Source organism: Streptomyces sp. YIM 130001, from assembly GCF_003574445.1.
Lineage (GTDB): Bacteria > Actinomycetota > Actinomycetes > Streptomycetales > Streptomycetaceae > Streptomyces.
In genome coordinates this window covers 248,028-271,602 of record NZ_KZ984549.1, presented here as the reverse complement: position 1 = coordinate 271,602, position 23,575 = coordinate 248,028, and the positions used below count along the sequence as shown (strand labels likewise).

The 23,575-nt window shown below is 69.4% G+C and carries 28 protein-coding genes; 18 read left to right on the top strand and 10 right to left on the bottom strand.

All coding sequences use genetic code 11. The features are described from left to right. Positions 1-108: 108 nt before the first annotated feature. Positions 109-270, bottom strand: coding sequence for a hypothetical protein (locus tag DSC45_RS04335; protein WP_240434450.1), 162 nt, complete (start codon positions 268-270; stop codon positions 109-111). On the opposite strand from DSC45_RS04335, the gene DSC45_RS04330 reads away from it, so the two are divergent. Next, positions 194-769 carry a pyridoxamine 5'-phosphate oxidase family protein gene (locus tag DSC45_RS04330; RefSeq protein ID WP_346426647.1) on the top strand — a complete coding sequence of 192 codons (576 nt, stop codon included), beginning with the start codon at positions 194-196 and terminating at the stop codon, positions 767-769. The genes DSC45_RS04335 and DSC45_RS04330 overlap by 77 nt on opposite strands. Positions 770-773: 4 nt before the next feature. Here the strand turns inward: DSC45_RS04330 and DSC45_RS04325 are convergent, their stop codons facing one another. Then, on the bottom strand, positions 774-1,067 hold the full coding sequence (locus DSC45_RS04325; protein WP_119287253.1) for a DUF4190 domain-containing protein: 294 nt from the start codon (positions 1,065-1,067) through the stop codon (positions 774-776). A 5-nt stretch (positions 1,068-1,072) separates the two neighbouring features. After that, a complete protein-coding gene (locus DSC45_RS35630; RefSeq protein ID WP_162929123.1) occupies positions 1,073-1,234 on the bottom strand; it encodes a hypothetical protein in 162 nt (53 codons plus the stop codon). A 110-nt stretch (positions 1,235-1,344) separates the two neighbouring features. On the opposite strand from DSC45_RS35630, the gene DSC45_RS04320 reads away from it, so the two are divergent. Further along, on the top strand, positions 1,345-1,977 hold the full coding sequence (locus DSC45_RS04320; protein ID WP_119287252.1) for a TetR family transcriptional regulator: 633 nt from the start codon (positions 1,345-1,347) through the stop codon (positions 1,975-1,977). A 105-nt stretch (positions 1,978-2,082) separates the two neighbouring features. Here DSC45_RS04320 and DSC45_RS04315 read toward each other — a convergent pair whose 3' ends face one another. The 5 genes from DSC45_RS04315 to DSC45_RS04295 form a co-directional block, all read right to left on the bottom strand. Continuing rightward, the gene (locus DSC45_RS04315) at positions 2,083-3,531 is read right to left on the bottom strand and encodes a glycoside hydrolase family 43 protein (RefSeq protein ID WP_119287250.1); all 1,449 of its coding nucleotides are present in this window, start codon (positions 3,529-3,531) and stop codon (positions 2,083-2,085) included. Between the two features lie 120 nt (positions 3,532-3,651). Beyond that, positions 3,652-4,596, bottom strand: coding sequence for a carbohydrate ABC transporter permease (locus tag DSC45_RS04310; protein ID WP_119287249.1), 945 nt, complete (start codon positions 4,594-4,596; stop codon positions 3,652-3,654). 2 nt (positions 4,597-4,598) lie between these two features. Continuing rightward, on the bottom strand, positions 4,599-5,507 hold the full coding sequence (locus DSC45_RS04305; protein ID WP_119287247.1) for a carbohydrate ABC transporter permease: 909 nt from the start codon (positions 5,505-5,507) through the stop codon (positions 4,599-4,601). Positions 5,508-5,538: 31 nt separating this feature from the next. Further along, positions 5,539-6,882 carry an ABC transporter substrate-binding protein gene (locus tag DSC45_RS04300; protein ID WP_119287245.1) on the bottom strand — a complete coding sequence of 448 codons (1,344 nt, stop codon included), beginning with the start codon at positions 6,880-6,882 and terminating at the stop codon, positions 5,539-5,541. Positions 6,883-6,965: 83 nt separating this feature from the next. Next, entirely contained in the window at positions 6,966-8,792 is a 1,827-nt protein-coding gene (locus DSC45_RS04295) for a glycoside hydrolase family 2 protein (protein ID WP_119287244.1), read from the bottom strand. A 161-nt stretch (positions 8,793-8,953) separates the two neighbouring features. Here DSC45_RS04295 and DSC45_RS04290 point away from each other — a divergent pair, with 161 nt between their 5' ends. Beyond that, positions 8,954-9,976: a LacI family DNA-binding transcriptional regulator gene (locus DSC45_RS04290; protein WP_119287242.1), complete on the top strand. Its 1,023-nt coding sequence runs from the start codon at positions 8,954-8,956 to the stop codon at positions 9,974-9,976. Between the two features lie 39 nt (positions 9,977-10,015). Here the strand turns inward: DSC45_RS04290 and DSC45_RS04285 are convergent, their stop codons facing one another. Next, positions 10,016-11,809: a thiamine pyrophosphate-requiring protein gene (locus DSC45_RS04285; protein WP_119287240.1), complete on the bottom strand. Its 1,794-nt coding sequence runs from the start codon at positions 11,807-11,809 to the stop codon at positions 10,016-10,018. A 436-nt stretch (positions 11,810-12,245) separates the two neighbouring features. Here DSC45_RS04285 and DSC45_RS04280 point away from each other — a divergent pair, with 436 nt between their 5' ends. Together DSC45_RS04280 and DSC45_RS04275 are read left to right on the top strand one after the other, a co-directional pair. Further along, positions 12,246-13,022: a sigma-70 family RNA polymerase sigma factor gene (locus DSC45_RS04280; RefSeq protein ID WP_119287238.1), complete on the top strand. Its 777-nt coding sequence runs from the start codon at positions 12,246-12,248 to the stop codon at positions 13,020-13,022. A gap of 228 nt (positions 13,023-13,250) precedes the next feature. Continuing rightward, the gene (locus DSC45_RS04275) at positions 13,251-14,177 is read left to right on the top strand and encodes an ANTAR domain-containing protein (protein WP_162929122.1); all 927 of its coding nucleotides are present in this window, start codon (positions 13,251-13,253) and stop codon (positions 14,175-14,177) included. A gap of 109 nt (positions 14,178-14,286) precedes the next feature. Here DSC45_RS04275 and DSC45_RS04270 read toward each other — a convergent pair whose 3' ends face one another. Beyond that, entirely contained in the window at positions 14,287-14,550 is a 264-nt protein-coding gene (locus DSC45_RS04270) for a GlsB/YeaQ/YmgE family stress response membrane protein (protein WP_119287235.1), read from the bottom strand. 218 nt (positions 14,551-14,768) lie between these two features. On the opposite strand from DSC45_RS04270, the gene DSC45_RS36895 reads away from it, so the two are divergent. The 13 genes from DSC45_RS36895 (at position 14,769) to DSC45_RS04205 (ending at position 23,565) form a co-directional block, all read left to right on the top strand. Then, positions 14,769-15,158, top strand: a complete 390-nt coding sequence (locus DSC45_RS36895; RefSeq protein WP_119287233.1) for a gas vesicle protein GvpO — start codon at positions 14,769-14,771, stop codon at positions 15,156-15,158. 104 nt (positions 15,159-15,262) lie between these two features. Next, the gene (locus DSC45_RS04260) at positions 15,263-15,703 is read left to right on the top strand and encodes a gas vesicle structural protein GvpA (RefSeq protein WP_119287232.1); all 441 of its coding nucleotides are present in this window, start codon (positions 15,263-15,265) and stop codon (positions 15,701-15,703) included. Positions 15,704-15,706: 3 nt separating this feature from the next. Next, a complete protein-coding gene (locus DSC45_RS04255; RefSeq protein WP_119287230.1) occupies positions 15,707-16,420 on the top strand; it encodes a GvpL/GvpF family gas vesicle protein in 714 nt (237 codons plus the stop codon). A 98-nt stretch (positions 16,421-16,518) separates the two neighbouring features. Next, on the top strand, positions 16,519-16,776 hold the full coding sequence (locus tag DSC45_RS04250; RefSeq protein WP_119287228.1) for a gas vesicle protein GvpG: 258 nt from the start codon (positions 16,519-16,521) through the stop codon (positions 16,774-16,776). A 23-nt stretch (positions 16,777-16,799) separates the two neighbouring features. Then, positions 16,800-17,426 (top strand): hypothetical protein, encoded by a 627-nt coding sequence (locus tag DSC45_RS04245; RefSeq protein WP_119287227.1) that lies wholly within the window; start codon positions 16,800-16,802, stop codon positions 17,424-17,426. Next, the gene (locus DSC45_RS04240) at positions 17,419-18,636 is read left to right on the top strand and encodes an SRPBCC family protein (protein ID WP_119287225.1); all 1,218 of its coding nucleotides are present in this window, start codon (positions 17,419-17,421) and stop codon (positions 18,634-18,636) included. The genes DSC45_RS04245 and DSC45_RS04240 overlap by 8 nt, the downstream gene beginning before the upstream one ends. Positions 18,637-18,711: 75 nt before the next feature. After that, positions 18,712-19,089 carry a gas vesicle protein gene (locus tag DSC45_RS04235; protein WP_119287223.1) on the top strand — a complete coding sequence of 126 codons (378 nt, stop codon included), beginning with the start codon at positions 18,712-18,714 and terminating at the stop codon, positions 19,087-19,089. Next, positions 19,086-19,895: a GvpL/GvpF family gas vesicle protein gene (locus tag DSC45_RS04230; RefSeq protein WP_119287221.1), complete on the top strand. Its 810-nt coding sequence runs from the start codon at positions 19,086-19,088 to the stop codon at positions 19,893-19,895. The genes DSC45_RS04235 and DSC45_RS04230 overlap by 4 nt, the downstream gene beginning before the upstream one ends. Continuing rightward, positions 19,895-20,104 (top strand): gas vesicle protein, encoded by a 210-nt coding sequence (locus DSC45_RS04225; protein ID WP_119287219.1) that lies wholly within the window; start codon positions 19,895-19,897, stop codon positions 20,102-20,104. Before DSC45_RS04230 ends, DSC45_RS04225 begins: the two co-directional genes overlap by 1 nt. A gap of 77 nt (positions 20,105-20,181) precedes the next feature. Continuing rightward, complete coding sequence (locus DSC45_RS04220) at positions 20,182-20,583, top strand: gas vesicle protein K (RefSeq protein WP_119287218.1); 402 nt, start codon at positions 20,182-20,184, stop codon at positions 20,581-20,583. Positions 20,584-20,685: 102 nt separating this feature from the next. Continuing rightward, positions 20,686-21,132, top strand: a complete 447-nt coding sequence (locus tag DSC45_RS04215; RefSeq protein WP_119287216.1) for a hypothetical protein — start codon at positions 20,686-20,688, stop codon at positions 21,130-21,132. A 257-nt stretch (positions 21,133-21,389) separates the two neighbouring features. After that, entirely contained in the window at positions 21,390-22,625 is a 1,236-nt protein-coding gene (locus tag DSC45_RS04210) for a haloacid dehalogenase-like hydrolase (RefSeq protein WP_240434479.1), read from the top strand. Between the two features lie 22 nt (positions 22,626-22,647). After that, entirely contained in the window at positions 22,648-23,565 is a 918-nt protein-coding gene (locus DSC45_RS04205) for a poly(ethylene terephthalate) hydrolase family protein (protein ID WP_119287214.1), read from the top strand. Positions 23,566-23,575 lie beyond the last annotated feature (10 nt).

Sequence of the window (23,575 nt, the reverse complement as noted above, 5' to 3'; positions counted from 1 at the left end):
CGCGCCGGCTCCCGTGGGGAAGCGGAACGAAGGCGCTGATCCGCGGGGCGCGCCGGTCGGCATCGGTCCCCCAGGTGCGGGAACCACCGCGCGCAGGGGTGCTTCGGGCTACCGATCGCCGCGCAGATAGCGAGTGATCATGTCCACCAGTTCGCTCTCGAAGGTCTCCACCGGAGTGGTTCTGGGATCGGCCATGAGCTTGTGCGTGTTCAGTTCCACGGTCGTCACGATCAACTCGGCCGCGACGTCGAGGTTCCTCGCGCTGTCCACGTGGGACGCGTCCCAGGGGAGCGATACGAGCCCGCGCGGTGACCGACGGGAGGTGGCCAGGATCCTGGACGGTCGCACCCTCGCCATCCCGGACCGCAAGGGCAACAAGTGTGCCGACTCGCTCCACAACCTGCTGCAGGACGAGCGGCTGTCGTTCGCCGCGCTCGTCCCGGGACGCAGCGGTGTGCTGCATGTCCGCGGCCGCGGCACGATCACCGACGATCCCGCTCTCCTCGAGACGATGGCGCTGGGCGGCATGCCCCCGCACCTGGCCCTCATCGTCGACGTGGAGCACGCCGAGGTGACGGGCAGCGATGCGGTGCGCCGCTCACGGCTGTGGACGCCGGGCGTGCACCTCGACCGCGGCACGGCGCCGGACATGATGGCGCTGGGCGGAGAGATGGACCGGGCCTACCGATACGGGCTGCGCAAGGAGGGCTACGACGAGGTCGAGACCCGTGCGGTTGGCCCGTCGCGGCGGCCTTCGAACCGTGCGTGAGAGGTCAGCCCGTCGTGGACCACGACAGCGTGCCGTTGGCCGCGGTGAGCACGGCCAGGACGACCAGGTCCGCCACGCCCAGGGCGATGCCGAGCCAGGCGCGGCCTCGCCGTGAGGTCCCGCGGGTGAGGGCCAAGGTGCCGAAGATCAGGGCGCACGGGCCGAGGAAGAGATTGAAGACCAGCAGGCCGGTGAGCCCGGTGACGAACGACGCCACCGCGTAGTCGTCCGCCGCGCGGCGGACGCGCTTGTCGGGCGCGGGCGTGCGGGGTGCGACCGTGTCGGTGGGTCCGGTCATCGCGCTCACCGTCCCGCCCGCCGAGCCGGCCGCCGTTCGCGTACCGCGAAGACGAGCAGCCAGGTGGCGACCAGTGCGCCGCCCACCAGTGATGCGGACACGGGCAGTTGGGCGGCGGCGCCGACCAGGACGCCGAACAGAAGTACCGCCGCAACGAGAATGATCATGGGTACACATCCCCCTCTTCGGTGAACGCTTGTAGTAACAGTTGTTCACTGAAAAAGAGAGTACGCGCGCTGGCGCCGAATGGCAAACGAGTGTTTACTCGGTCTCCGTGATGAGCCGCACCACCACCCCCGGACCCCGGGAAGCCCGTAAGCAGCAGACGCGTCAGGCCATGCTCGACGCAGCGCTCGGACTCCTGGAGGAGCAGAGCCTGTCCAGCATCGGCCTGCGCGAGGTCACGCGCGCCGTGGGCATCACCCCGGCCGCGTTCTACCGCCACTTCCGGGACATCCCCGATCTGGGTGTGGCCCTCGTCGACCAGGCTCTGGGCAGCCTGCACGTGCTCGTACAGGCCCTGCTCACCGAGCAGGACGGCCCGCAGCAGCGCATAGACACCACCGTCGACCTGATCCGCGGTTACGTGGCCGACCATCCGGCGCACGTGCGATTCGTCGCCAGCGAGCGGCACGGCGGGGTGCGTGAGGTGCGTCAGGCCATCGCGGTCGAGCTCGAGACCTTCATCCAGGAGGTGGCCGACACCCTCGCCACGGACCCGGGCGCGGACAGCTGGAGCGCGGGCGAACTACGCATGCTGGCCGGGCTCTTCGTGGACCAGATGGTGCAGACCGCCTGCTCCTTCCTCAGCGCCGAGCTCGGCGAGGGGCCGGCCGCGGACGAGGTGGCCGCGACCGCCCGCGACCGGATGACTCTCGTGGAGTTGGGACGTCGGCACTGGCGCCCGTGACGGACCCGTACTGCTACTGAGGAGCACCGGGACAGGCCGGTGGCCGCGTCCCGTGGCGATCCACGGGACGCGGCCACCGTTTCGTTCGGTGCGCGAGTCCACCGGTCAGTCGGTGTACACCTCGGCCCGGTCGACGCTGACGAACGCGCCGTCGGACGAGTCGTTGTGCTCACCGGTCACCCGGACCTGCACGGTGTGCGGACCGGGGGACAGCTTCGGGCTGCGGTACTGGACCGTCTCGCCGGTACGGATCGGGCCGTGGAAGTCGACGCGCTCCTCGGGTCCGCCGTCGACACTGATGGCCGCGATGCCGTTGCCCGTGTCCTGCACGGACAGCAGCACGATGCGGGTGCCGGTGAACCGGAACGTCGCCGTGTCGCCGGCCTGGTCGCTCCAGTGGTCGTCACCGAAGAAGCACTGCGCCGCGCATCCGGCACCGGAGTTCCAGGTGCCCGTGTACTCGACGGTCGCGTCGCCGCTCGAGCGGCCGTCGTCGTTGATCCAGTGATTGCCCGAACCGGGGTCGCCCGCGGGCAGGTTCTGGGTGGCGCCCATGGCCTGCGGTGTACCGAGGTCCGGAGAGCCGTCCTCCTTCCAGGAGATCTTCTGGGCCCGGGTCGTGCGGTTGGTGTACGTGTTCTCGGCGGTGGTCTTGGCGTGATAGATCAGCCAGTCCTCCGTGCCGTCCGGTGACGTGAAGAAGGAGTGGTGGCCGGGGCCGAACACCCCGCGGTCGTCGGCGCGCGAGAACACCGGGCCCTCGTGCTGGGACCAGTTGCCGGGGACCATCGGGTCGGCGTCGTCCGGCAGCGACATCATCCACACCTGATAGTCAGGTTTCCCGGTGTCGCAGGCCGAATAGGTCATCCAGGTACGACCGTTGCGATTCAGGAACGCCGGTCCTTCGCGCACCTCGGGGCAACCACCGGCGGCGTCGATCGCGACCGCGTCTCCCGAGACGGTGTACGGGTTCGACATCGGCGCGATGTTGAGGCCGTTGTGCTGGTACGCGTTGATGCCGCTGTACGCCAGGTAGAGCTTGCCGTTGTGCTGCAGGATGCCCGGGTCGATCGCGAACGTGTCCTTGTGGTTCGGCGGCTCGAGCTTCGCCTTGAAGTGGTACGGGCCGGCCGGGTCGTCCGCCTCGGACTCCAGGACGAAGAGGCGGTGGTGGTCGTCCTCGCCGTCGTCGGCCGTGTAGTACAGGTACCAGCGGTCGCCGAAGTGGTAGAACTCCGGCGCCCACATGTGCTGGTTGCGCGAGGCGTCGTCGTCCGTCCACACCGTGATCGGGTCGGTCTCCAGCAGCGTGGACATGGACTTCGAGCGCCACATCTTGATGCTGTCGCCCTGGGTGGTGGCGAGATGGTAGGCGCCGTTCGCGTACGCCATGAACGGGTCCGGGCCGGAGTTCAGCGGGTTCCGGAAGGTCCCCGCGGCCTTTGCCGCGGGGTCGGGATCGGACTGCTGCCCGGTGGCCTGAGGTGCGTACAGCAGGCCTACGAGGAGGGCGAGCATGGCGGTGAGCAGGGCGGAGCGGGACCGGGCGCCCATGGGCGACTCCTTACATCGATGTAAGTTCCCTGGCTTGTGGACGGTAGAGAAGGGGCGGAGGAGTGTCAACGAGGCTCTCGGGCGCGGAGGTTCGCGGTCCCGGCGGGTCGGCATGGAGGCTCACTGACCGCCGAGACCGGTCGTCGCCACCGACTTCACGATGTGACGCTGGAAGAAGACGAAGACCACCACGAGCGGCAGTGCGGCCAGTACGGCCGACGCCATCGACTGTGCGTACTGGATGCCGTACGCGTCCTTCACCGCCGTGATGCCGACGGGAAGTGTCATCAGCGACGGGTCGGACGTGGAGATGAAGGGCCACAGGAAGTTGTTCCACGCACCGATGAACACGAAGATCGCCACGGCGGCGAGCATCGGCCGCGACAGCGGCAGGAGTACTGACCAGAAGATGCGCCAGTGCCCGGCGCCGTCGATCCGTGCCGCCTCCTCCAGCTCACGCGGCAGCGAGTCGAAGTGCTTCTTCAGGATGAATACCATGGCGGGTGCCACTGTCTGGGGCAGGATCACCCCCGCGTAGGTGTCGAGCAGGTTCAGCGTGAGCATCTGCTGGAACCACGGCACGATCAGGATCTGCGGCGGTACGAGCACCGCGGCGACCGTGATGACGAACAGCCAGCGCCGGCCCTTGAACTGGGTGCGTGAGAAGGCGTATCCGGCCATCGCCGAGACGAGGACCGTGATCACGGTGACAGCGGCTGCGATGAAGAGGCTGTTGAGCATCCACAGCGGCAGGTCGCCGCGCTCCCAGACCTGGCTGAACCCGTCGAGCGTGAAGCCGTTCTCCGGCCAGAACCAGTTCAGCGGATCGCTCGCGTCCTGCTCGGACTTGAACGCCGTGAGCAGGGCCCAGGACATCGGAAGCAGCCAGATCAGCGCACCGATGGCGAGCGCGGTCAGGGCGAGGACGCGTGCGACGCGGCTGTCGCCGAGGGTCAGGTTCGTGCGGGTCTTGGCGGGCCGCCGCGGTGGCCTGATCGGCCGAATGGAGCGCGTGGGCTGTGGCTCGGAGCCGGCGGCGCGGGCAGGAGTGTCGGTGGAGGTCATGGTCACTTCTCCCGGCGGCGTAGGGCGACGAACTGGACGGCGGAGGCGAGGACGACGAGGGCGAAGAAGATGTAGCTGATCGCCGACGCGTAGCCGAGCCGGTAGCCGGTGAAACCGACGTCGTAGATGTACTCCACGACCGGGCGCGTGGAGCCGTTCGGACCGCCCTTCGTCAGCAGGTAGACCTGGTCGAAGACCTTCAGGGACGCCAGGACCTGCAGCACGGAGATGACCACGGTGATGCGGCGCAGCTGCGGCAGTGTGACGGACCACAGGCGCCGCCAGCCGCCGGCTCCGTCGATGGCCGCGGCCTCGTAGAGGTGGTCCGGGATCGACTGCAGCGCGGCCAGGTAGAGCAGGAAGTTGAAGCCGACCGTCCACCACAGGGTGGCCAGGGCGATCGCCCACATGGCCACGGACTCCTCGGTCAGCCAGCCGACTGCGCCGAGCCCGATCGAGTCCAGAAGCTGGTTGTAGAGGCCCAGGTCGGGCTCGTACAGCCACAGCCACAGCAGGCCGATGACACCGACGGGCAGCAGATAGGGGGCGAAGAAGGCGAGCCTCCACACCCACTGACCGGGCAGGCCGGTGTGCACGAGAAGTGCCATACCGAGCGCCACCACGACCAGCGGGATCGTCGAGATCGCGGTGAAGAACAGCGTGTGTCCGAGTGCCCGCCACATCTCGGCGTCCTGGAAGGCCTCGGTGAAGTTGTCGAGGCCGATGAACGACGGGGCGTGCGCCGACAGGGACGTGTCGGTCAGGCTCATCCAGAGCCCCTGGCCCAGCGGCCAGATCATGAATGCCCCGAACAGGACGAGGAACGGCAGCGCGAACAGCAGACCGGGCGAGAAGAATCGCCGCACCGACCCGGTGCCTGACCGGGGCGCGACGCGGGGAGGGGACGTCATTGTGCCTCCTGCGAGGTGATGGTGCCGCCGGTCAGGCCGGGCTTGGCTTGGAGAGGAAGGTATTGATGCGGCGCACCATGGCGCGTGCCGCCCGGTCGGGGGCGAGGCCGTTGAGCAGCGCCTGCTGGAGCACCTGGGACACGGAGTTCTGGAAGTCGGAACCCGCACCGACGAACCAGGCCGCCGGGTCGAGTACGACATCCTCCGCGGCTGCCTTGTAGTGCGCCTGCGGCAGCAGGTCGGCGTACTTCTTGGTGCGGGTGATCGGCTCGTACGCGGGGATGTGGCCCGCGGTGGCCCAGATCTGGCCCGCCTTCAGCAGGGCGGCCACCGCCTGGTGGGTGCGCCGACGGTGTTCCGGGTCGGGGTTGTCGCGGTGCGGAAGCACGAACGAGTGCGCGTCGGCGTAGACGGCCGGAGTGCCGAAGACCGTGGGGAACGGGGCGGCGCTCACGTCCTTGTTGGCTTCCTTGAACGTATTGAGCTCCCACTCGCCGTTCAGGATCATCGCGGTCTGCTTGTTGGCGAACGCGGCCACGGCGGACTCGTAGTTCAGCCCCTTGGGGTTGACCTTGCCGTCCGTCAACTTCGTCATGAAGGCGATGACTTCGGTCATCCGGTCGAGGTCCACCTCGGCCGGGCCGCCCTCGGGCAGTTTGAAGGTCCCGCCGGTCTGCCGGTACAGACCGAAGAACAGCCGCCAGCCCTGCGCGGTGTCGTTGACGTAGCCGTACGCGATGCCCTGCTTGCCGGTGGCCTTGGCCAGTTCCCGGCCTGCGTCGAGGAAACGGTCGGGCGACGAGAAGGCGTCCGTGTCCAGCGTGCCGTCCGCCTTGAGCAGCCCTGCCTTCTTCGTCGGCTTCGGGTCGAAGAACACGATGAACGGGTGGGTGTCGAGCGGGATGGCGTACGTCTTGCCCTCGAACAGGGTCCGTGACCAGACGGCCTCGGCGAAGTCGCTCTTGCGCACGCCGAATTCGGCCAGCAGATCCAGGTCCCACGGGTCGATGAGCCCGGTGGGCGCGTACCCCGCGAGACGCGACAGGTGGGTGGCGGCGACGTCGGGGCCGCGTCCGCCGGCGGATGCCATCGCGAGCTTCGTGTAGTACGGGGTGCCCCACTCGAGCACGGTGCGTTCGATCTTCGTCCCCGGCATGTCGGGACGGGCCGCGCTGACCATGTCGTTGAGGAGCCCGCCGTCGGCGCCCTGGAACAGGTCCCACAGGCGGACGGTCGAGTCGTCGGACGCCAGCGCGCTGCCGCAGCCGCTCAGCGCCCCGGTGCCGAGGACGGCCGCCCCGGCGCCGAGTGCGGTGGTCAGTGCCCGTCGCCGGGTGAACCCGGACCGGTGCGCGGGTGCTGGTGAGCCTGTCATGTGGCTCCTTCCCCGCGGGCGGCGGTCCTTGGCACCGCCGCCCTGCGGACATTCATCGAGGTGAACTACCTACAGAAACCTGATCAGTTGGAGCTTTCGAACGCCGCGGGACGCAGTTGCGCGTCGCGCAGCACAGTGGTGTCGACCTTTTCGCTGCGGTCGAAGTGGTACACGCCGTTGCGCTCCTGGAAGACGTCCGTCAGCTGCGTGTAGCAGTAGCCGAACATGTCCGGATCGTCGAGGAGGACGCCGGTGAGGCCGGTGAACCGATCGATGAACTCCTGTGCGGTGCGCGGCCGTTCGCCGTACCCCCAGGAGGAGTCCCGCTCGTCGCCGGCGGTCTCGGCCGCCGCCTTCGCGTCCCACCAGATGCCGCCGAACTCGCTGCAGAAGTACGGCTGCCCCTGGTAGGGAACCGACCAAGTGCGCCCGTCCGGACCGGTGTTGAGGTACGGCCGGTTCTCGGCGAGGCCCCGCATCTGCTTCGCGAAGGCGGCCGGGTCCTGCTCGTAGGAGTGCGAGTCGTACACGTCGGTCTCGGGGACGCGGTGGGCGTATCCGGAGGCGTCGATCACCGGCCGGGTGCCGTCCGCCTGCTTCGTGGCGAGGAACATGGCGTGGGTGACGTCGTCGAGCTGGGTGATCCGGTCATGCAGATGCTGGTACGTCTCGTTCAGCGGGCACCAGCCGATGACCGAGGGGTGGGAGTAGTCGCGCTCCACGGCCTCCAGCCACTGCGTGACATAACTCGCGTCCGGTCGCTGATTGTCGTCGCGTACGCCGACCTCGCAGCCCCAGTCGCCGAACTCGCCCCAGACCAGGTAGCCGAGACGGTCGGCGTGGTACAAGTACCGCTCCTCGAAGACCTTTTGGTGCAGCCGGGCCCCGTTGAAGCCTGCCGCCAGGCCGAGTTCGATGTCCCGGACGAGGTCCGCGTCGCTCGGCGCGGTCATCAGGCCGTCCGGGTAGTAGCCCTGGTCCAGGACGAGGCGCTGGAAGACGGGCTCGCCGTTCAGCAGGAGGCGCTTGCCGTCGATGGAGACCGAGCGCAGTCCTGTGTACGAGGTGACCCGGTCCACGGACCGGCCCTCGGCGTCCAGGACCTCGAAGGTCAGGCCGTACAGATGCGGGTCGTCGGGAGACCACACGCGCCGCCGGTCCTCGGGTACGGGCAGGGCCAGGCGCGGGCTGAGGTCGAGGTCGGCGCGGGTCACCGCCTCGGCGACGGTGCCGTGCTCGTCCTCGAGCGTGACGCGGATCCGGTGGCCCGGCGCGTTGCCGGTGAGCGGAAGGTCGAGGAAGAACGTGCCCGATGCCAGGTCGGGCGTGATGCGGGGCCGCTTCAGCGCCACGGCCCGGGGTACCGGCTCCAGCCACACTGTCTGCCAGATCCCGGTGGTACGGGTGTAGTTGCAGTGCGTGTTGGCGTACCAGGTGGCCTGCTTGCCGCGGGCCTGCGGTCCGTGCCGGGTGTCCCGTGCCCGGACCACGATCGCGAGTTCCTCGCCGGGGCGTGCCACATCGGCGAGGTCCGCGGTGAACGGAGTGAAGCCGCCGCGGTGCCGCGCGACCTCCACGTCGTTCGCCCACACCGTCGTGTCGTGGTCCACCGCGCCGAAGTGCAGCAGGATCCGGGAGTCGGTCCACTCGGCAGGCACGGTGACCGTGCGCCGGTACCAGACGGCCTCCAGGAAGTCGGTCTCGCCGATCCCCGACAGCGTCGACTCCGGGCAGAAGGGGACCGTGATGGTGTCGGTCAACTCCCGGTCACACAGGCCGCGTTCGAGGCCGGTGTCGGCACGGTCGAGCTCGAACTGCCACTCGCCGTTGAGATTGAGCCAGGCCTCGCGGACGAACTGCGGCCGGGGGTACTCGGGACGCGGCTGGGCCGGGGAATGCGGGGCGGGCATGCTGCTCCTTGCCGATGAGGACTGCGCCAGTCGGTGAGACGTCATGGCACCATGGGATTTACATCGATGTAAATCCCTGGGACGGTCAAGGATCCGGCCCGAAACCGTTTCGTGATGCGGACGCCGGTACTGGATACCATCGCGGACGGCCGAGGGAAGGAATGCACAGCGTGGCGGCCAGACCCAGGATCAAGGACGTGGCGGAGTACGCCGGCGTCTCGCCCAAGACCGTGTCCAACGTGATCAACGACTTCGAGCATGTCTCCGATCGCACCCGAGAGGTGGTCAAGGAGGCGATCGACGCCCTCGGCTACCGGGTCAACATCGCCGGCCGGCAGCTACGCCGCGGCCGTATCGGCATGATCACGCTGGCGGTCCCGGAACTCGACGTCGCCTACTTCGCGGAGCTGGCCACCCATGTCATGGCCGAAGCGGGCCGGCGCGGCCAGACCGTACTGCTGCACCGCACGGGAGGCGTGCGCGAGCAGGAGCTGGCCGTCCTGCAGGGCTTCGACGCGCAGATCAGCGACGGCGTGATCCTCAGCCCGCTCGCCCTGCACGCCCGCGACCTGGCTACCCGCGACCGCAGGCTCCCCGTCGTCCTGCTCGGTGAGCGCCCGGCCGTGGGCGGCGCCGACCATGTGGCGGTCGACAACGTCCGGGCAGCCCGCGAGGCCACCGAGCATCTGCTGTCCCGCGGGCGGCGCCGTATCGCTGTCGTCGGCGGGCGGGCCGCGGGACGGCAGGGCACCGACCGGCTGCGCACCGACGGTCACCGCGAAGCGTTGAAGGCGGCGGACGTCGCGTTCGATCCGGACCTGGTGGTGCGGGTCGACGCGTACCACCGCGAGTACGGCGCGCAGGCTGCGGCCGCCCTCATGGAGCGGCGGCACCGCCCCGACGCGCTGCTCTGCCTCAACGACGACCTCGCCCTCGGCGCGCTGCGCGCCCTGTACGAGCGGCGGATCGACGTGCCGGGCGAGCTCGACGTCGTGGGTTTCGACGACATCGAGGCCGCGCGCTTCAGTGTGCCCAGCCTGACCACGGTGTCGCCGGACAAGCTGGAGATCGCCCGCGCCTCCGTCACCCTCCTCCTGGACCGCATCGACGGCCTCGACACCGGCCCGCTGCAGGACCATGTCGTGGGCCACGAGGTCATCGTGCGGGAGAGCACGGGAGGTTGACGGCGGGGGAACGGGCAGTGGGGGAGGAGGACTGGCGGGTCAGTCGCCGCGCAGCGTCGGGAACAGCTCCTGCACCTTCGCCTTGAAGCCCTGCCCGGCCACGTCCGTGCGCTGCGGACCACCCTTGAGCGGCGCCTCCCGGGTGTTCTCGATCTGCGCCCAGGGGGAGTGCGGAGGAATCGGCGGTACGGAGGGGTCGGTGACGAAGTCGATGACCGCGGGACGGTCCGAACTCAACGCCGCCTCCCACGCGTCGGCCACGTCGTCCGGCGACTCCACGCGGATCCCGGTGAGCCCCAACTGCCGGGCGAACGCCGCGTAGTCGACATCCGGGATCTCCTGCGACGGCAGGAAGGAATGCGCCCCGGCCATGGCGCGCAGCTCCCAGGTGACCTGGTTCAGGTCCCGGTTGTTGAGTACGCCGACGACCAGGCGCGGATCCGCCCACTCGTCCTGGTACCTGGCAGCCGTGATCAGTTCCGCAAGACCGTTCATCTGCATCGCGCCGTCGCCCACGAGCGCCACCACCGGCCGGTCGGGGTGCGCGAACTTGGCGCCGATCGCATACGGCACCGCGCAGCCCATCGTCGCGAGCGTGCCGGAGAGTGAGCCGCGCATCGTCCCGCGCATGGTGATGTGACGGGCGTACCAGTGGGCCGCGGATCCTGAGTCGGCGGTGAGGATCGTGTCGTCCGGCAGCAGCGGATCGAGCGCACGCACCACATGTTCCGGATTGACCGGGTCGGCGGAGACGGCCGCCCGGCCCGTCATCGCATCGTCCCATCGCTCCACCTCCGCGCACACCGCCTCCTGCCAGTCCAGGCCATCGTTGCGGTGCAGCAGCGGCAGGAGCCGGCGCAGCGTGTGCCGCGCGTCGCCGACCAGGTTCACCTCGTACGGATAGCGCATGCCGATCATGTGCGGATCGATGTCGATCTGCACGGCACGTGCCTTGCCGTACGGCGGAAGGAACTGCGAGTACGGGAAGCTGGATCCGACGGTGAGGAGCGTGTCGCAGTCACGCATCAACTCGTACGACGGCCGCGTCCCGAGCAGACCGATCACGCCTGTGCCGTACGGGCAGCGGTCGGACAGCACGTCCTTGCCGAGCAGGGCCTTCGCGACGCCGGCGCCGAGGAGTTCGGCGACCTGGACGATCTCGTGATGCGCCCCGGCCGCGCCCTGCCCGACCAGGATCGCCACCTTGTCCCCGGAGTTGAGGACGTCCGCCGCGCGCTCCAGGGCCTCGGCGATGGGCTCGGCGGTCCACGCGCTGCGGTCCGCACTGGACGGCACCATCTTGACCGCGTGCTTGGGCGGTGTGTATTCGAGCTCCTGCACGTCCGCCGGGACGATCACCGCCGTGGGCGCGCGTCGTGCGTACGCCGTGCGCACCGCGCGGTCCAGGACGTTCGGCAACTGCTCGGGCACGGTGACGGTCTCGACGAAGTCCGAGGCCACGTCCTTGAACAGGCTGTGCAGATCGACCTCCTGCTGGTACGAGCCGCCCATGGCGCTGCGCGCCGTCTGACCGATCAGGGCGACCACCGGCACATGGTCCAGCTTCGCGTCGTACAGCCCGTTCAGGAGATGTACGGCCCCGGGGCCCGAGGCGGCCGTGCACACGCCCACCCGGCCGCTGAACTTCGCGTGGCCGACGGCGGCGAGTGCCGCCATCTCCTCGTGCCGCACCTGGATGAACTCGGGGCGATCGCCTGCCCGGCCCCAGGCGGCGATCAGTCCGTTGATCCCGTCGCCGGGGTAGCCGAAGACGTGCTCGACGTTCCAGTGACGCAACCGGTCGAGGATGTGGTCGGCGACCGTGTGGTACATGGCGGGGCCTGCCTTTCGCGTACGCGATGCCGGGGGCGCGCCATCCGCCGGACTGCGGCCGCAGAGGCGCCACTTGGCGTGACGCGTACCCGCAGGCCGGGACACGAGACGAAGTCGGGGCGCCTCGGTCTGCGGGTGTCGACATTCGGCCGCACGCATCCGGTGCGGGCAAACGGCACTTGCCCGGCGGACGTTTGGCGCCACGGGTCATGGGGAGGTGAAAGACAGCTTCAGACTTGTGAGGCTCTTCGGCGCCGACGACAGTCGGCCGGCCGGTTCTGCACTGTCGTGAATCGGGCAGTGAGGCCGCCGACGGCGCCCGCTCACCACTCGGACATCCGAGGAGTGAACAAAAGTGAACGCAACAGACGCAACAAACGCGGTAACCGCCAAGAACACCACAATCGCCACAAAGAACTCCCGCACACGCGGCGGCATGCGCCATGACCACCACGACCGTCCGCAGACGCAACGCGACTTCCAGCGCATGAACGAACTGCCCGCGGGACCGGAACGCGAAGTGATCGAACAACGGCTGATCCGCGCATGGCTGCCGATGGCCACCAGGCTCGCCGACAAATACCGCGACCGCGGTGAGGAACGAGAGGACCTGAGGCAGGTCGCCGCACTGGGCCTGTGCAAGGCGGTCCAGGGCTACGACCCGGAGCGCGGTGCGTTCGAGGCGTACGCCGTACCCACGATCACCGGCGAACTCCGCCGCCATTTCCGTGACTACACCTGGGGCGTGCACGTGCCGCGGCGGGTGCAGGATCTGCGGAACCGAGTGCGTACAGCTCTGCAGGTCATGCCCGACGGGGCGGGCGCGGGGCAGGTGGCCCGGATGGCCGGGCTCAGTGAGGAGGAGGCGCGGCAGGGGCTCGAGGCGCTGCACAGCTACCGCCCGTTGTCGCTCTCCGCGCAGTCGTCCGCACAGTCGGACGGGGCGGGCCTGGGCGAGTACCTGGGCGAGGCCGACGAGGGCTTCGGCGTGGTCGAGGACCGCGAGGCGGCCCGGCCCGGCCTGAGCCGTCTGCCCGAGCGGGAGCGCCGCGTGCTCTACCTGCGGTTCTTCCGAGACATGACACAGAGCCAGATCGCCGAACGGCTCGGGGTGTCCCAGGTGCACGTCTCCCGGCTGATCAGCTCCGCCTGTGCCGACGTACGGGCCGAGGCCCTCGGCAGCACGGCTGAGACGGGCGCCGAGGCCGCCTGACGCAGGCATCCGCCACCGCGACCGATGCGCGAACGCGCCGTCGGTCGCGGTGGCGCTTGTGTGCCGTAGACGAGGTCCCGCCGGGGGCAGTGAATTGGCTGAGGGGGTTGCAGGGCCGGAAGACGGGCTACCAGTATGAGGCCAGGATGTCGGCAAACGGAGACAGAGCCGCTCGCCGCCGCGAGCGGTCGCCACCGTCGACGCACGTCCGAGGGAGGCCCGCTACTCATGAGCACGCTCGACGACAGTCCCGGGCGGACGAATTCGGGAAGTGCACGGCCGTCGGCCGCGCCCGCTGCCCCGCATCCACGCTCCCCGGCGGACGACGTGCCGCGCCTGCCCGAGGCCGAACCGGCCGATGCGACGGAGCAGGAATGGCGGGAGTGGATCGGCAGGCGCAACCGTCGCGCGGCCCGGAGCGTGGTCCGCAGAGCCGAGAGCATTCTCCTCGAGCGCTACGGACTTGAGGATCTGCTCGCCGCGTTCACCCTGCTCAAGGACGCCTCGCAGCAGTGCAATCTCAAGCTCCACACCGTCGCGGACGCGGTGGTGCGTGTGTCGGGTCCCGAGAGCGGGTGCAAGGACTGGTTCCCCGGCCGCGACCATCCGCTGCCGCCGCCACTGAACATGCTCGGCAGCCGTGAGGTGCGGCGTTCTGCTCCGCAGAGTGAAGTACTCGATGCCGCGCTCGGCCAGATGCTGCGCGTGGCGGGGGCCGACGCCGGTCATGTGCACCTGGTGGAGGCGGGCATGCGCCGGCTCTCCCGTTCCACCGGGCTCGACGAACCCTTCGCGGACTATGCCGCGTTCACCCAGGGCGAGGAAGCCGCCTGGGACCGGGCCGCGAACGAGGCGCGTCAGATCACCGTCCCGGCGGCTCCGGCCAGTGACTTGTTCACCCGCGCTGCGAGCCGAGCGATGGCCCACAACGGCACGCTCGCCTGCCACTGCCTGCCCCTGGCGAGTGGCCACGACGAGGCGCTGGCCGTCATGACCGCGCACTACCGGCGGCCGCTGAGCGATCCGCTGCCGCGGGCCCGGCTGAAGACGATGGAGGAGTTGGGCGCGCAGGTCGGTGCCTGGCTCTCCTGGCACCGGCATACGGTCGTCCTGGACGCTCTCGAGTATCTGCACCACCGGGCCTCCGAGGACTGACGGACATCGTCGTGGCCTGATCGGCGTAGATGCGCTCTTCCCGAACAGGCGCGAAGAGCGCCCTGTTGAGACGGCTCGGGGGTTAGGCTGTTCGGTGCGGGGTGCATCGTCAGCGGCGGTTCAGTACGCGGTCGAGAGCGGCGACACCTGCCGCAGCCAGGCCGATCTGAAGCAGCCACTCGCCCCAGTCGACACCTCCGGTGTCCGCCACCGACAGCGCGGCCGCGACTGCCGTACCGAGCAAGGCCGCTGCGATGCCGACCGTGATCGTCCAGAGCACGCCGATGTGTTGCCGGCCCGGCAGTACCAGCCGACCGAGGACGCCGATCACGACGCCGATGGCGATTGCTGTGAAGAGACTCGAAATCTCCATCGCTGCCCCTCAGTTGGCCCCGCTCGTCGCCCTTCGCTAACTGCCCGGCGCAATGCCTGGGCACCACCGTGTGCCCAGGCGCGTGAAATGTATCCGCAGGGCCGCGACCCGGCCGGACCACGCATAGGACCGATTCGCACGGGCACTCGGTGAGCCAGCCGTGAATGGCTGTACCGGACTCGACCGGACGTTCTGACGACGTGTGACAGGCGGAAATCATGGCCACATCCGACAGTGCCGGACATGCCGACAAGGACAAGAACGCGCATGCCGACGACGACAACACCGGCCAGGACAAGACCGACCGCAAGCGTGGCGCAGCCAAGTCCGCAGCCAGGCCTGCGCGCCGGACGCGCCTAGGGGTCCCCGAGGCCATGCAGCGCGCCGCACACCAACTGGCGGAGCTGCTGAGGTCCGAACCCGGTTCGGTGTCCGCGGTGAAGGCGACGGATGACGGCTGGATCGCGGATGTCGAGGTACTCGAGCTCGCCAGGATCCCGGACACCACGAGTGTCATGGGTTCCTACCGGGTCACGCTCGACACCCAGGGTCAGCTCACCGGTTACGAACGCACACGGCGGTACGCGAGGGGCCGGACGGACCGCTGACATCACCGCCCGGGACGGCCCGGCACCGGACGCGTCCTTTGTGCCGGCCACGTCGGCGTACCGCTGCTGCGGTTCAACTCGGCTCTACGGAAGGAAGATCGACCATGAGCATGGTGCAACAGAGCAACGCACAGAGCGGTGGCGGAGGTGGCTCAGGAAACCTCTACGACGTACTCGAACTGATCCTGGACCGAGGCCTCGTCATCGACGCATTCGTCCGAGTCTCCGTCGTCGGCATCGAGATCCTGAAGATCGATGTGCGAGTGGTCGTCGCCAGCGTCGACACCTACCTCCGCTTCGCCGAGGCCTGCAACCGCCTGGATCTGGAGTCCGGCCGCAAGGCCCCCACCCAACTGACCGACATCGTCGGCGAGGCGACCGAGAGCGGCGCCAAGGGCAAGTCGAAGGGCGCCCTCACCGGCGCTGTGGAGGCCTTCACCGAAGGGCTTCAGGGCAGCCGGGAAGAGGAGCCCGAGGAAGAGCGGCGGCCTCAGCGCAAGTCCTCGTCCAACAGCCGGCGCGCGTCGCAGCGTCGAGAGGAGTGACCGGTGCCTACCTACATCTACGCCATCACCCGCGTCGACCACCCGCTGAACCTCGACGGGCTGCAGGGAGTCGGCGACCCACCCTCGGAGCTGCGCACCGTCACGACGAAGGATCTCGCAGCAGTCGTCAGCCAAGCGCCGTCCGACCTGCGGGCCAAACGCCGCGACCTGCTCGCCCACCAGGGCGTACTCGAGCGCCTGATGACGGACGGCGCCGCGCTGCCGATGCGGTTCGGACTGCTCGGCCCCGACGACGACTCGGTGCTCGCCGTACTTGAGGAGCAGCGCGACCCGTACCGCGAGCGGCTCGAAGAGCTGCGCGGCTGCCTCGAGTACAACCTCAAGGTCGCTCGGGACGAACAGGATCTGCTGCACGAGATCCTGACCGACTCGGACGAGGTCCGCGGGCTCAACGAGCACACGCGGGACCACCCGGAGGCGCAGGACGAGAAGGTCGCACTCGGTGAACTGATCATGCAGGAGGTGCAGCAGCGCGAGAGCACCGAGGCCGCCCTGGTGGTGGACCGGCTGGCTCCGGCCGCGCTGCGGACCGCTCCGGCGGACCCGACCACCTCGCACTTCCTCAATGTGTCGTTCCTCGTCACACGTGAGAGCGCAGCGGTCCTCTCGCAGGCCGTGCACGAGGAGGCGGAACGGCACGGCGACGCCTACACCTTCACGCTCAACGGACCGCTGCCGCCCTACAGCTTCGTCTGACCGGCACGTCCGACACACACCTCCGGCAGCGACAGCGCCGAGAGGTACTGCCGCGGCAGTCATGTCTGCCCGCGGTCCCCCAGAACGGAGATCGAGCCATGGGCCTCATCTCACAGGTCCTCACCCTGCCCCTCGCGCCGGTACGCGGCAGCCTCTGGGCCATCGACCAGGTGATCCTGGCGGCCGAGCGCGAGTACTACGACCCCGAGCCCGTGCTGCGTGAACTCGCCGCCTTGGAACGCGAGTTGCTCAGTGGGCGGATCGACGACGAAGAGTTCGACCGGCGTGAGGACGAACTGCTCGACCGGCTGGAGGAGTGCGAGGCACATCAGCCAGGCACGGGCGTCAATCCCTGACAAGCTCCGAAGAGGTGCACACGATGAATGGCAACGTCAAGACGGGTGTGGCCGTGGTGGGTGGATACCTGCTGGGTCGCACGAAGAAGGCCAAGATGGCCATCGGACTCGGCATGTTCCTGGCCGGCCGAAAACTGAGTTTCGACCCGACCCAGATCGGCAAACTGGTGGCCAACTCACCGGTACTCGGCAGCCTCAACGACCAGGTCCGCAAGGAGCTGGTCGACGCGACCAAGACCGCGGCCACGGGCGCGCTCACCAAACGTGCGACCGGCCTCGCGGACTCGCTGCACGAACGGACCCAGGCATTGAACGAGCCACCGAAGGCTGATGACGGGTCCGGACCGGACGAGGACGCGAGTGAGGACGCATCGTCCGCCGCCGACGACGGCGGTGAAAAGCCGGCACCCGCTCGCAAGGCCGCCGCCAAGACAGCGTCGGCGAAGACCTCGTCCGCCAAGTCGGCCGCCACCAAGGGCACTTCGAATGCCGAGCGCGGCAGCGGGTCGGGCACAGCGAGCAAGGCGCGCAGCGCGTCCTCGAACCGCACCAAGTCGGCATCGGGTACGGCGACCAAGACCGCGTCCAAGGCGGGCAAGACAGCGACGAGCGCCGCGCGCAAGCCGCGAGGAGGTGGCCGCAATGGCTGACTCGACCATGAACAAGCTGAAGAGCGAGATCGCGGACAACCCCGCCACGGACCGACTCAAGGAAGAACTGCAGAATTACCTCCGCGCCCGTGCCACGAACGCGGTGAGCAACCTCGGCCAACGCCTGGGCGACGGAGTCGGCAAACTCGCGGACGGCGGCTCAGGCAAGGCCGGCGGGATCGCTTCGGACCTGGCGAAGGGCGGACAGGCTCTGAGCGAGGGCAAGTCACCCGCGAAGGCCGCCATGAGCATGGGCGTGTCGCACCTCAAGGACACCGTGAAGGACAAGGTCAAGGGCCTGTTCGGCAAGGGTGGCAAGGGCAAGAGCGGCGGTGGGAAGTCCAAGAGCGTCACCATCGTCGAGGACATCGACGTCGGTGTGCCGGTGCGCGAGGCGTACGACCAGTGGACGCAGTTCCAGGAGTTCAGCACGTTCGCGAAGGGTGTCGTCAGCGTCGAGAAGGCCGACGACACCACGAGCAACTGGAAGGTGAAGGTCGCCAAGTCCACCCGCAGCTGGAAGGCGAACGTCACCGAGCAGGTGCCCGACGAGCGGATCACCTGGACCACCGAAGGCGCCAAGGGAACCGTCAAGGGCGTCGTGACCTTCCACCGGATCACGGACGACCTCACGCGCGTGCTGCTCGTCCTGGAGTACTTCCCCAAGGGGTTGTTCGAGAAGACCGGCAACATCTGGCGCGCCCAGGGCCGACGGGCCCGGCTCGACCTCAAGCTCTACCGCAAGTTCATCATGATGCGGGGCGAGGCCTCCGACGGCTGGCGCGGCGAGATCCGCGACGGCGAGGTCGTACTGGAACACGACGACGCCGTCGAGGAGGAGGAGCGCGAACGCGACGAGGCCTCGGCCGCCGAAGCCGAGGACGGCGAGGACACGCAGGACGCCGACCTGGCCGACGAGGACGACCGAGCGGCGGACGAGTACGACGAGGACGACGAGCCGGCCGAGGACGACGAGCCGCGAGGTGAGGACGACTCCGAGGACGAGGATGCCGATCTCGAGGACGAGTACTCCGACACCGCCGAGGACGAAGAGCTCCCCGAGGACGAGGACCTCCCGGAGGACGAGTACGACGATGAGGACCCGGAGGACGAGGACCCCGACGAGCCCGGTGACGAGGCCGTTCAGGAGGAGGAGCGTCCCGCTCCCCGCTCGCGCCGGCGCCGCGCTCCCGCGGCCGCCCGTAGCTGACGGCGCCGCAGTACCCAGAGAGGCTGATCGAAGGTGTCCGATTCACTGCCAGGCCGGGCGGGATCCTCCCGCGGAGTGTCCCCGTACGCGCAGCAAGGTTCGTCCGCCAACCTCGCCGACATCCTCGAGCGGGTGCTCGACAAGGGCATCGTGATCGCGGGCGACATCCAGATCAATCTGCTCGACATCGAGCTGCTCACCATCAAACTCCGCCTGCTGGTGGCCTCGGTGGACAAGGCCAAGGAGATGGGCATCGACTGGTGGGAGAACGACCCCTCCCTCTCCTCGCGTGCCCGGCCTCCCAGGGAGGTCTCCGGGCGCTCGGACGAGGCCGCACCGGCCGGAGCTCTGGAACGCGAGAACGCCGCTCTGCGCGCCGAACTCGCCGAACTGCGCTCGGCCGCCGGCCTCGAGGAGGCGCCGAGCCGGCAGCGGAACGAGGAGGACTCATGAACTCCGACGACGGTGCGCGGGACATGTCGTACGTCTACGCCGTGGGCCGCGCGGGCGAAGCACTCGACCGCGCGGCGGCCCTGCTGCCGGGCATCGACGGCGGGCAGGTCCGCACGGTGTGTGCCGGCGGTCTCGCGGCGCTCACCTCCTCCGTCCCGGCCGACGCGTTCGGGGCCGAGGCGCTCAAGACGCAACTGGAGGACCTGGGAAGGCTGGAGGTCATGGCACGGACCCACCATGCGGTGGTCGAGGCCGCCTACGAACATGCCACCGTCCTGCCGATGCGCCTGGCGACCGTGTACATCGAGGACGACCGGGTGGCCGCCATGCTGGACGAACGGGCCACCGAGTTCGACATCCTGCTGGCCCAGCTGGAGGGCCATGTGGAACTGGGCGTCAAGGTGTACGCGGACGCTCGGCAGGCCGCGGCACAGACACCCGTCGTCACCCAGGAGGCACCGGCCGCGAGCCCGGGCCGCGCCTATCTGCAGCAGCGGCGTGCCCAACGGCGCACCCACAGCGACGTCTACCGTGCGGCGGGCGCGGTCGCCGACCAAGCCGCGAGCCGGGTCGCCGAGTTCGCGGTGATGCGGATGGCGCACCGTCCGCAGCAGGGTGAACTGGCCCCGGACGTCGGAGACAACATCGCCAACGAGGCCTTCCTGGTTCCCGTCGGCCGTGTCGAGGACTTCCGTACGGCCCTGGCCGGACTCGTCGACGACGTCCCCGGCGTCCGGCTGGAGGTCACCGGCCCCTGGGCGCCCTACTCCTTCGCCACACCGCCCGCACCGGTCGGGGAGCCCTGATGCCGGTCGACGTACCGGGGAACGACCCGGGGATCGAGGAGCTCGCGGGACGGCAGGTCGCACTCATCGACCTGCTCGACCGTCTCCTGTCCGGCGGCGCCGTCCTGACCGGGGACCTGGTCCTGTCCATCGCGGACGTGGACCTGGTGCACATCAACCTGCGCGCCGTCATCCGCTCGCTCACCGCCGACGAACCGGCGCCGTGGTGACCGGTGCGCGCAGGGGAGTGCCGCGTCCGGGGCGGGGCGGCACCGGCCGCGGTAGTCGACAGACCTGGAGGTGTCCCGTGGGACAAGCCCGAGAGCCCCTGTACGGGGGCCGGTTCGACGAGGTGGCGCAGGCAGCCGTTCGCGCCTTCGACCTGGTCCCGCCGCGCCCCGACGAGGAGATCAAGCGCCCGGGCACGGCGGCCCAGCGACTGGGGACCGACCCGGACACCGTCGAACGCGACCTCATCAAGCTGGTCCTGACGATCGTCGAACTCCTGCGGCAGCTGATGGAACGCACAGCACTGCACCGGGTCGACGAGGGAGACCTGAGCGAGGACCAGGAGGAGCGCATCGGCGAGACGCTGATGATCCTCCAGGAGCGGATGGCGGAACTCTGCGACCAGCACGGCCTCACCATGGACGATCTGAACCTGGATCTCGGGCCGTTGGGCTCGTTGTTGCCACGGGACGGCGGCTGACACGCGCTCGCAGGGACGCCGGCGGGTCCCGGAGTGACACAGGGCACCCGAATAGTGCAATCCCCTGAGTATCACCGAGAGTTGAGAGGAAACCCGGATCCCATGACTGCAGAGCACCAGACCAACAAGAACTCCGACACGGCCGCCCAGCCGACCGCTGAACGCAACGGCGCATCCGGCAGCGGCGTCCCCTCACCGGCACCCAAGCGCCGGTCCACTGACAAGAAGGGAGCGGCCAAGGCCGCGGCGGTCCCCGAGCAGGCCGCGGCCAAGACCGAAGAGGCCGCGGAAGCCACCGGCCTGGCTGGGGGCCGCCAGGCGCTCACCAACACTGCCGCACGGGTGACGTCCACCGCCGGACGGGTGACATCCAGCGCCGGCACCGCCTGGAGCGTGGCCAAGCACCGGAAGGGGATCGTGTCCGGCGCCGTGGCAGGATTCGCCGGCACAGTGGCCGGCGCCTACCTCCTGGGCCGGCGCTCGGCCCACCGCAACAGCACCTGGGCCTCCGCCCGCAGAACCGCACGTGATCTCGTACACCGGAAGTAGCGCCCGGCCGGTGGGTGCCCCCGAGAGGAGGTCACCGCCCGACCACGCGCCTGCAGCCGGAACGCCGCGGAGACCGACTTCGGACGGTCTCCGCGGCGTTCCGGCGTGTGCCCGGCGCGGTGGGGTGTACCCAGGGTTAATGCCAGGCGTACGGTGCGAGACGTCCTGACGTCGTTGATGTGAAGGAGGGGCGCCGCGTGCGCACTGGCCCCCTGGCTGCCGTCCTCGGTTCTCTCTCGGTCGCCGTTCTCGCCACCATCGTTCCTGCTACTCCCACGTTTGCGGCCGAGGGGCCCGCCGAACGACACCGATGTCCCCGGCTCTCCGCCGACCTCGAGTGGCACGGCACCAACAAGCAGCAGTTGCAGCGAGTGATCGACGAGCGTGGCAACTGCTCCAACTCCCGTACCGGACACGGCGACCGACCGGTCGCCGTCTTCGACTGGGACAACACCGTCACCAAGAACGACATCACCGATCTGGCCATCGCCTGGGCCCTCAAGCACGACAAGATTCTGCGCCCGGCCAACTGGTCCGACTCCAGTCCGTGGATGACCGAGGAAGCCGACCGCACGCTTACCGAGGCCTGCGGCACGGACGTGCCCGTCGGTGCACCGCTGCCCACCTCCACCAACACGGCCTGCACGGACGAGATCTTCTCCATCCGCAGCGAGGCCACCCTGATGAACGGCAACGACGCCTTCGAGGGCGACTGGAACAGCCGCCGCACGCTGCCCGAGTACGCCTGGGTGCCCCAGCTGTTCGCCGGGCACACCGAGGCCGAGGTGAGGTCGTACGCCCGCAAGTCCCGCGCCGAGGCGCTCGCCGCGCCCGTGGGAGCCACACAGAAGCTCGGCAGCCACACTCTGCACGCCTACGCGCGCTACAACCCGCAGATCAAGGACCTGATCCGGACGCTGAAGCGCGCCGGATTCGAAGTCTGGGTCGACTCCGCCGGCTCCACCCCGGTCACCAACGCCTGGACGGGCGGCGTGGGCGTCGACCGCAAGCACACCATCGCCATCCGCAACGTCCTGGACCAGCAGGGCCGCATCACCTACACCCAGGAAGGCTGCGGCGGCCGGCCCGACAGCAAGGGTGAGGACATGCCGTACATCGACGGCAAGCGTTGCTGGCTGAACGAGAAGGCCTTCGGCATCACCGGCCCCGACGCCTGGAAGAAGCAGCCCGCCGACAAGCGTCCGGCGATCGGCGCGGGCGACGCGGACACCGATGTGACGATCGTCGGCGACGCCACCGACGCGCACCTCATCCTCAACCGCAACAAGAACGAGGTCATGTGCCGCGGCTACGACAACGCGGACGGCGCCTGGTTGGTCAACCCGATGTTCATCGAGCCGCTGCCCCGCAAGGACGGCGCGTACCCCTGCTCCACGACCGGGTACACGCATCCGGACGGCACCCTCGGTCCTGTGCTGCGCGAGGACGGCACGGTCATCCCCGATCAGCAGGACACTGTCTTCGGTAGCTGAACCGAGGCGAGGAGCCGCGACCGTGGAACCAGCGCGCACACCGGCTCTTCGCCCGCGGCTCGGCCCTCTCCTCACCGCCGTCCTGCTCCTCGCCTCGGCCGCCTGCGGCGGGCCCGCGCAGGAGCGGGACGGCTCGGGCAGCCGGCCGAGGCCGCCCGAGCCGGTCGAGCGCCAACTCGGCGACAAGCACTACGGCCCGTACGAGGTCCGCACCGACAGCTTCGGGTCCGACGCCGTGGACGGCGACTTCGGCGGCGGCACGCTCCACTACCCGGCGGGCGGCCCCGCCCCCACCGCGGACACCACCGGCCGCCACGGCGTCATCGCCGCCTCACCCGGACTCGGCGCCGACGAATCGATGGTCGCCTGGTTCGGTGAACTCCTCGCCTCACACGGCTTCGTGACGATCACCCTCAACACCCGCGCCACCGACGACACCGCCGACGAGCGCGCCGGCCAACTCCGGTCCGCACTCGACTACGCCGCCCAGGACAGCGCCGCCGCCGACCGAGCCGACCCTCGACGGCTCGGCGTACTCGGCCACTCCGCGGGCGGCGGCGGAGCCCTCGTGGCCGCCGCCGAGCACCGCGAGATCCGCGCCGCCGTGGCACTCACCCCGTACTACGACGGCGCGTACGACTGGGCACGGGTCCGCGCTCCCGCCCTGGTCATCGGCGGTGAGCAGGACGAGGTCGCCCCGGTCACCGACCACGCCGAACCCATGTACCGCGGCACGCGATCCGCCGAGAAGGCGTATCTCTCGCTGGACGGCGACCACTTCGTGACCAACACCCCTGGTGCCCTCGTCGCGGAGCAGACCGTCGCCTGGTTCAAGCGCTTCGTCGACGACGACCGCGCGGCCGGCCGAGTCCTGTGTCCGCCCCCCGAGCCCGACGGCACCGGACTCCTCGCCACCGAGCACACCTGCCCGCACCCGTGACCCTCGGAGG

Bases quoted from the DNA above. Each gene is read 5' to 3' on its own strand.
- DSC45_RS04225 (WP_119287219.1), top strand. From the start codon at position 19,895: ATGCCGGTCGACGTACCGGGGAACGACCCGGGGATCGAGGAGCTCGCG.
- DSC45_RS04215 (WP_119287216.1), top strand. From the start codon at position 20,686: ATGACTGCAGAGCACCAGACCAACAAGAACTCCGACACGGCCGCCCAG.
- DSC45_RS04285 (WP_119287240.1), bottom strand. From the start codon at position 11,809: ATGTACCACACGGTCGCCGACCACATCCTCGACCGGTTGCGTCACTGG.
- DSC45_RS04245 (WP_119287227.1), top strand. From the start codon at position 16,800: ATGAATGGCAACGTCAAGACGGGTGTGGCCGTGGTGGGTGGATACCTG.
- DSC45_RS04320 (WP_119287252.1), top strand. From the start codon at position 1,345: ATGAGCCGCACCACCACCCCCGGACCCCGGGAAGCCCGTAAGCAGCAG.
- DSC45_RS04260 (WP_119287232.1), top strand. From the start codon at position 15,263: ATGAGCATGGTGCAACAGAGCAACGCACAGAGCGGTGGCGGAGGTGGC.
- DSC45_RS35630 (WP_162929123.1), bottom strand. From the start codon at position 1,234: ATGATCATTCTCGTTGCGGCGGTACTTCTGTTCGGCGTCCTGGTCGGC.
- DSC45_RS04270 (WP_119287235.1), bottom strand. From the start codon at position 14,550: ATGGAGATTTCGAGTCTCTTCACAGCAATCGCCATCGGCGTCGTGATC.
- DSC45_RS04290 (WP_119287242.1), top strand. From the start codon at position 8,954: ATGCACAGCGTGGCGGCCAGACCCAGGATCAAGGACGTGGCGGAGTAC.
- DSC45_RS04295 (WP_119287244.1), bottom strand. From the start codon at position 8,792: ATGCCCGCCCCGCATTCCCCGGCCCAGCCGCGTCCCGAGTACCCCCGG.
- DSC45_RS04305 (WP_119287247.1), bottom strand. From the start codon at position 5,507: ATGACGTCCCCTCCCCGCGTCGCGCCCCGGTCAGGCACCGGGTCGGTG.
- DSC45_RS04325 (WP_119287253.1), bottom strand. From the start codon at position 1,067: ATGACCGGACCCACCGACACGGTCGCACCCCGCACGCCCGCGCCCGAC.
- DSC45_RS36895 (WP_119287233.1), top strand. From the start codon at position 14,769: ATGGCCACATCCGACAGTGCCGGACATGCCGACAAGGACAAGAACGCG.
- DSC45_RS04315 (WP_119287250.1), bottom strand. From the start codon at position 3,531: ATGGGCGCCCGGTCCCGCTCCGCCCTGCTCACCGCCATGCTCGCCCTC.
- DSC45_RS04300 (WP_119287245.1), bottom strand. From the start codon at position 6,882: ATGACAGGCTCACCAGCACCCGCGCACCGGTCCGGGTTCACCCGGCGA.
- DSC45_RS04240 (WP_119287225.1), top strand. From the start codon at position 17,419: ATGGCTGACTCGACCATGAACAAGCTGAAGAGCGAGATCGCGGACAAC.
- DSC45_RS04330 (WP_346426647.1), top strand. From the start codon at position 194: ATGAGCTTGTGCGTGTTCAGTTCCACGGTCGTCACGATCAACTCGGCC.
- DSC45_RS04280 (WP_119287238.1), top strand. From the start codon at position 12,246: ATGCGCCATGACCACCACGACCGTCCGCAGACGCAACGCGACTTCCAG.
- DSC45_RS04310 (WP_119287249.1), bottom strand. From the start codon at position 4,596: ATGACCTCCACCGACACTCCTGCCCGCGCCGCCGGCTCCGAGCCACAG.
- DSC45_RS04250 (WP_119287228.1), top strand. From the start codon at position 16,519: ATGGGCCTCATCTCACAGGTCCTCACCCTGCCCCTCGCGCCGGTACGC.
- DSC45_RS04275 (WP_162929122.1), top strand. From the start codon at position 13,251: ATGAGCACGCTCGACGACAGTCCCGGGCGGACGAATTCGGGAAGTGCA.
- DSC45_RS04230 (WP_119287221.1), top strand. From the start codon at position 19,086: ATGAACTCCGACGACGGTGCGCGGGACATGTCGTACGTCTACGCCGTG.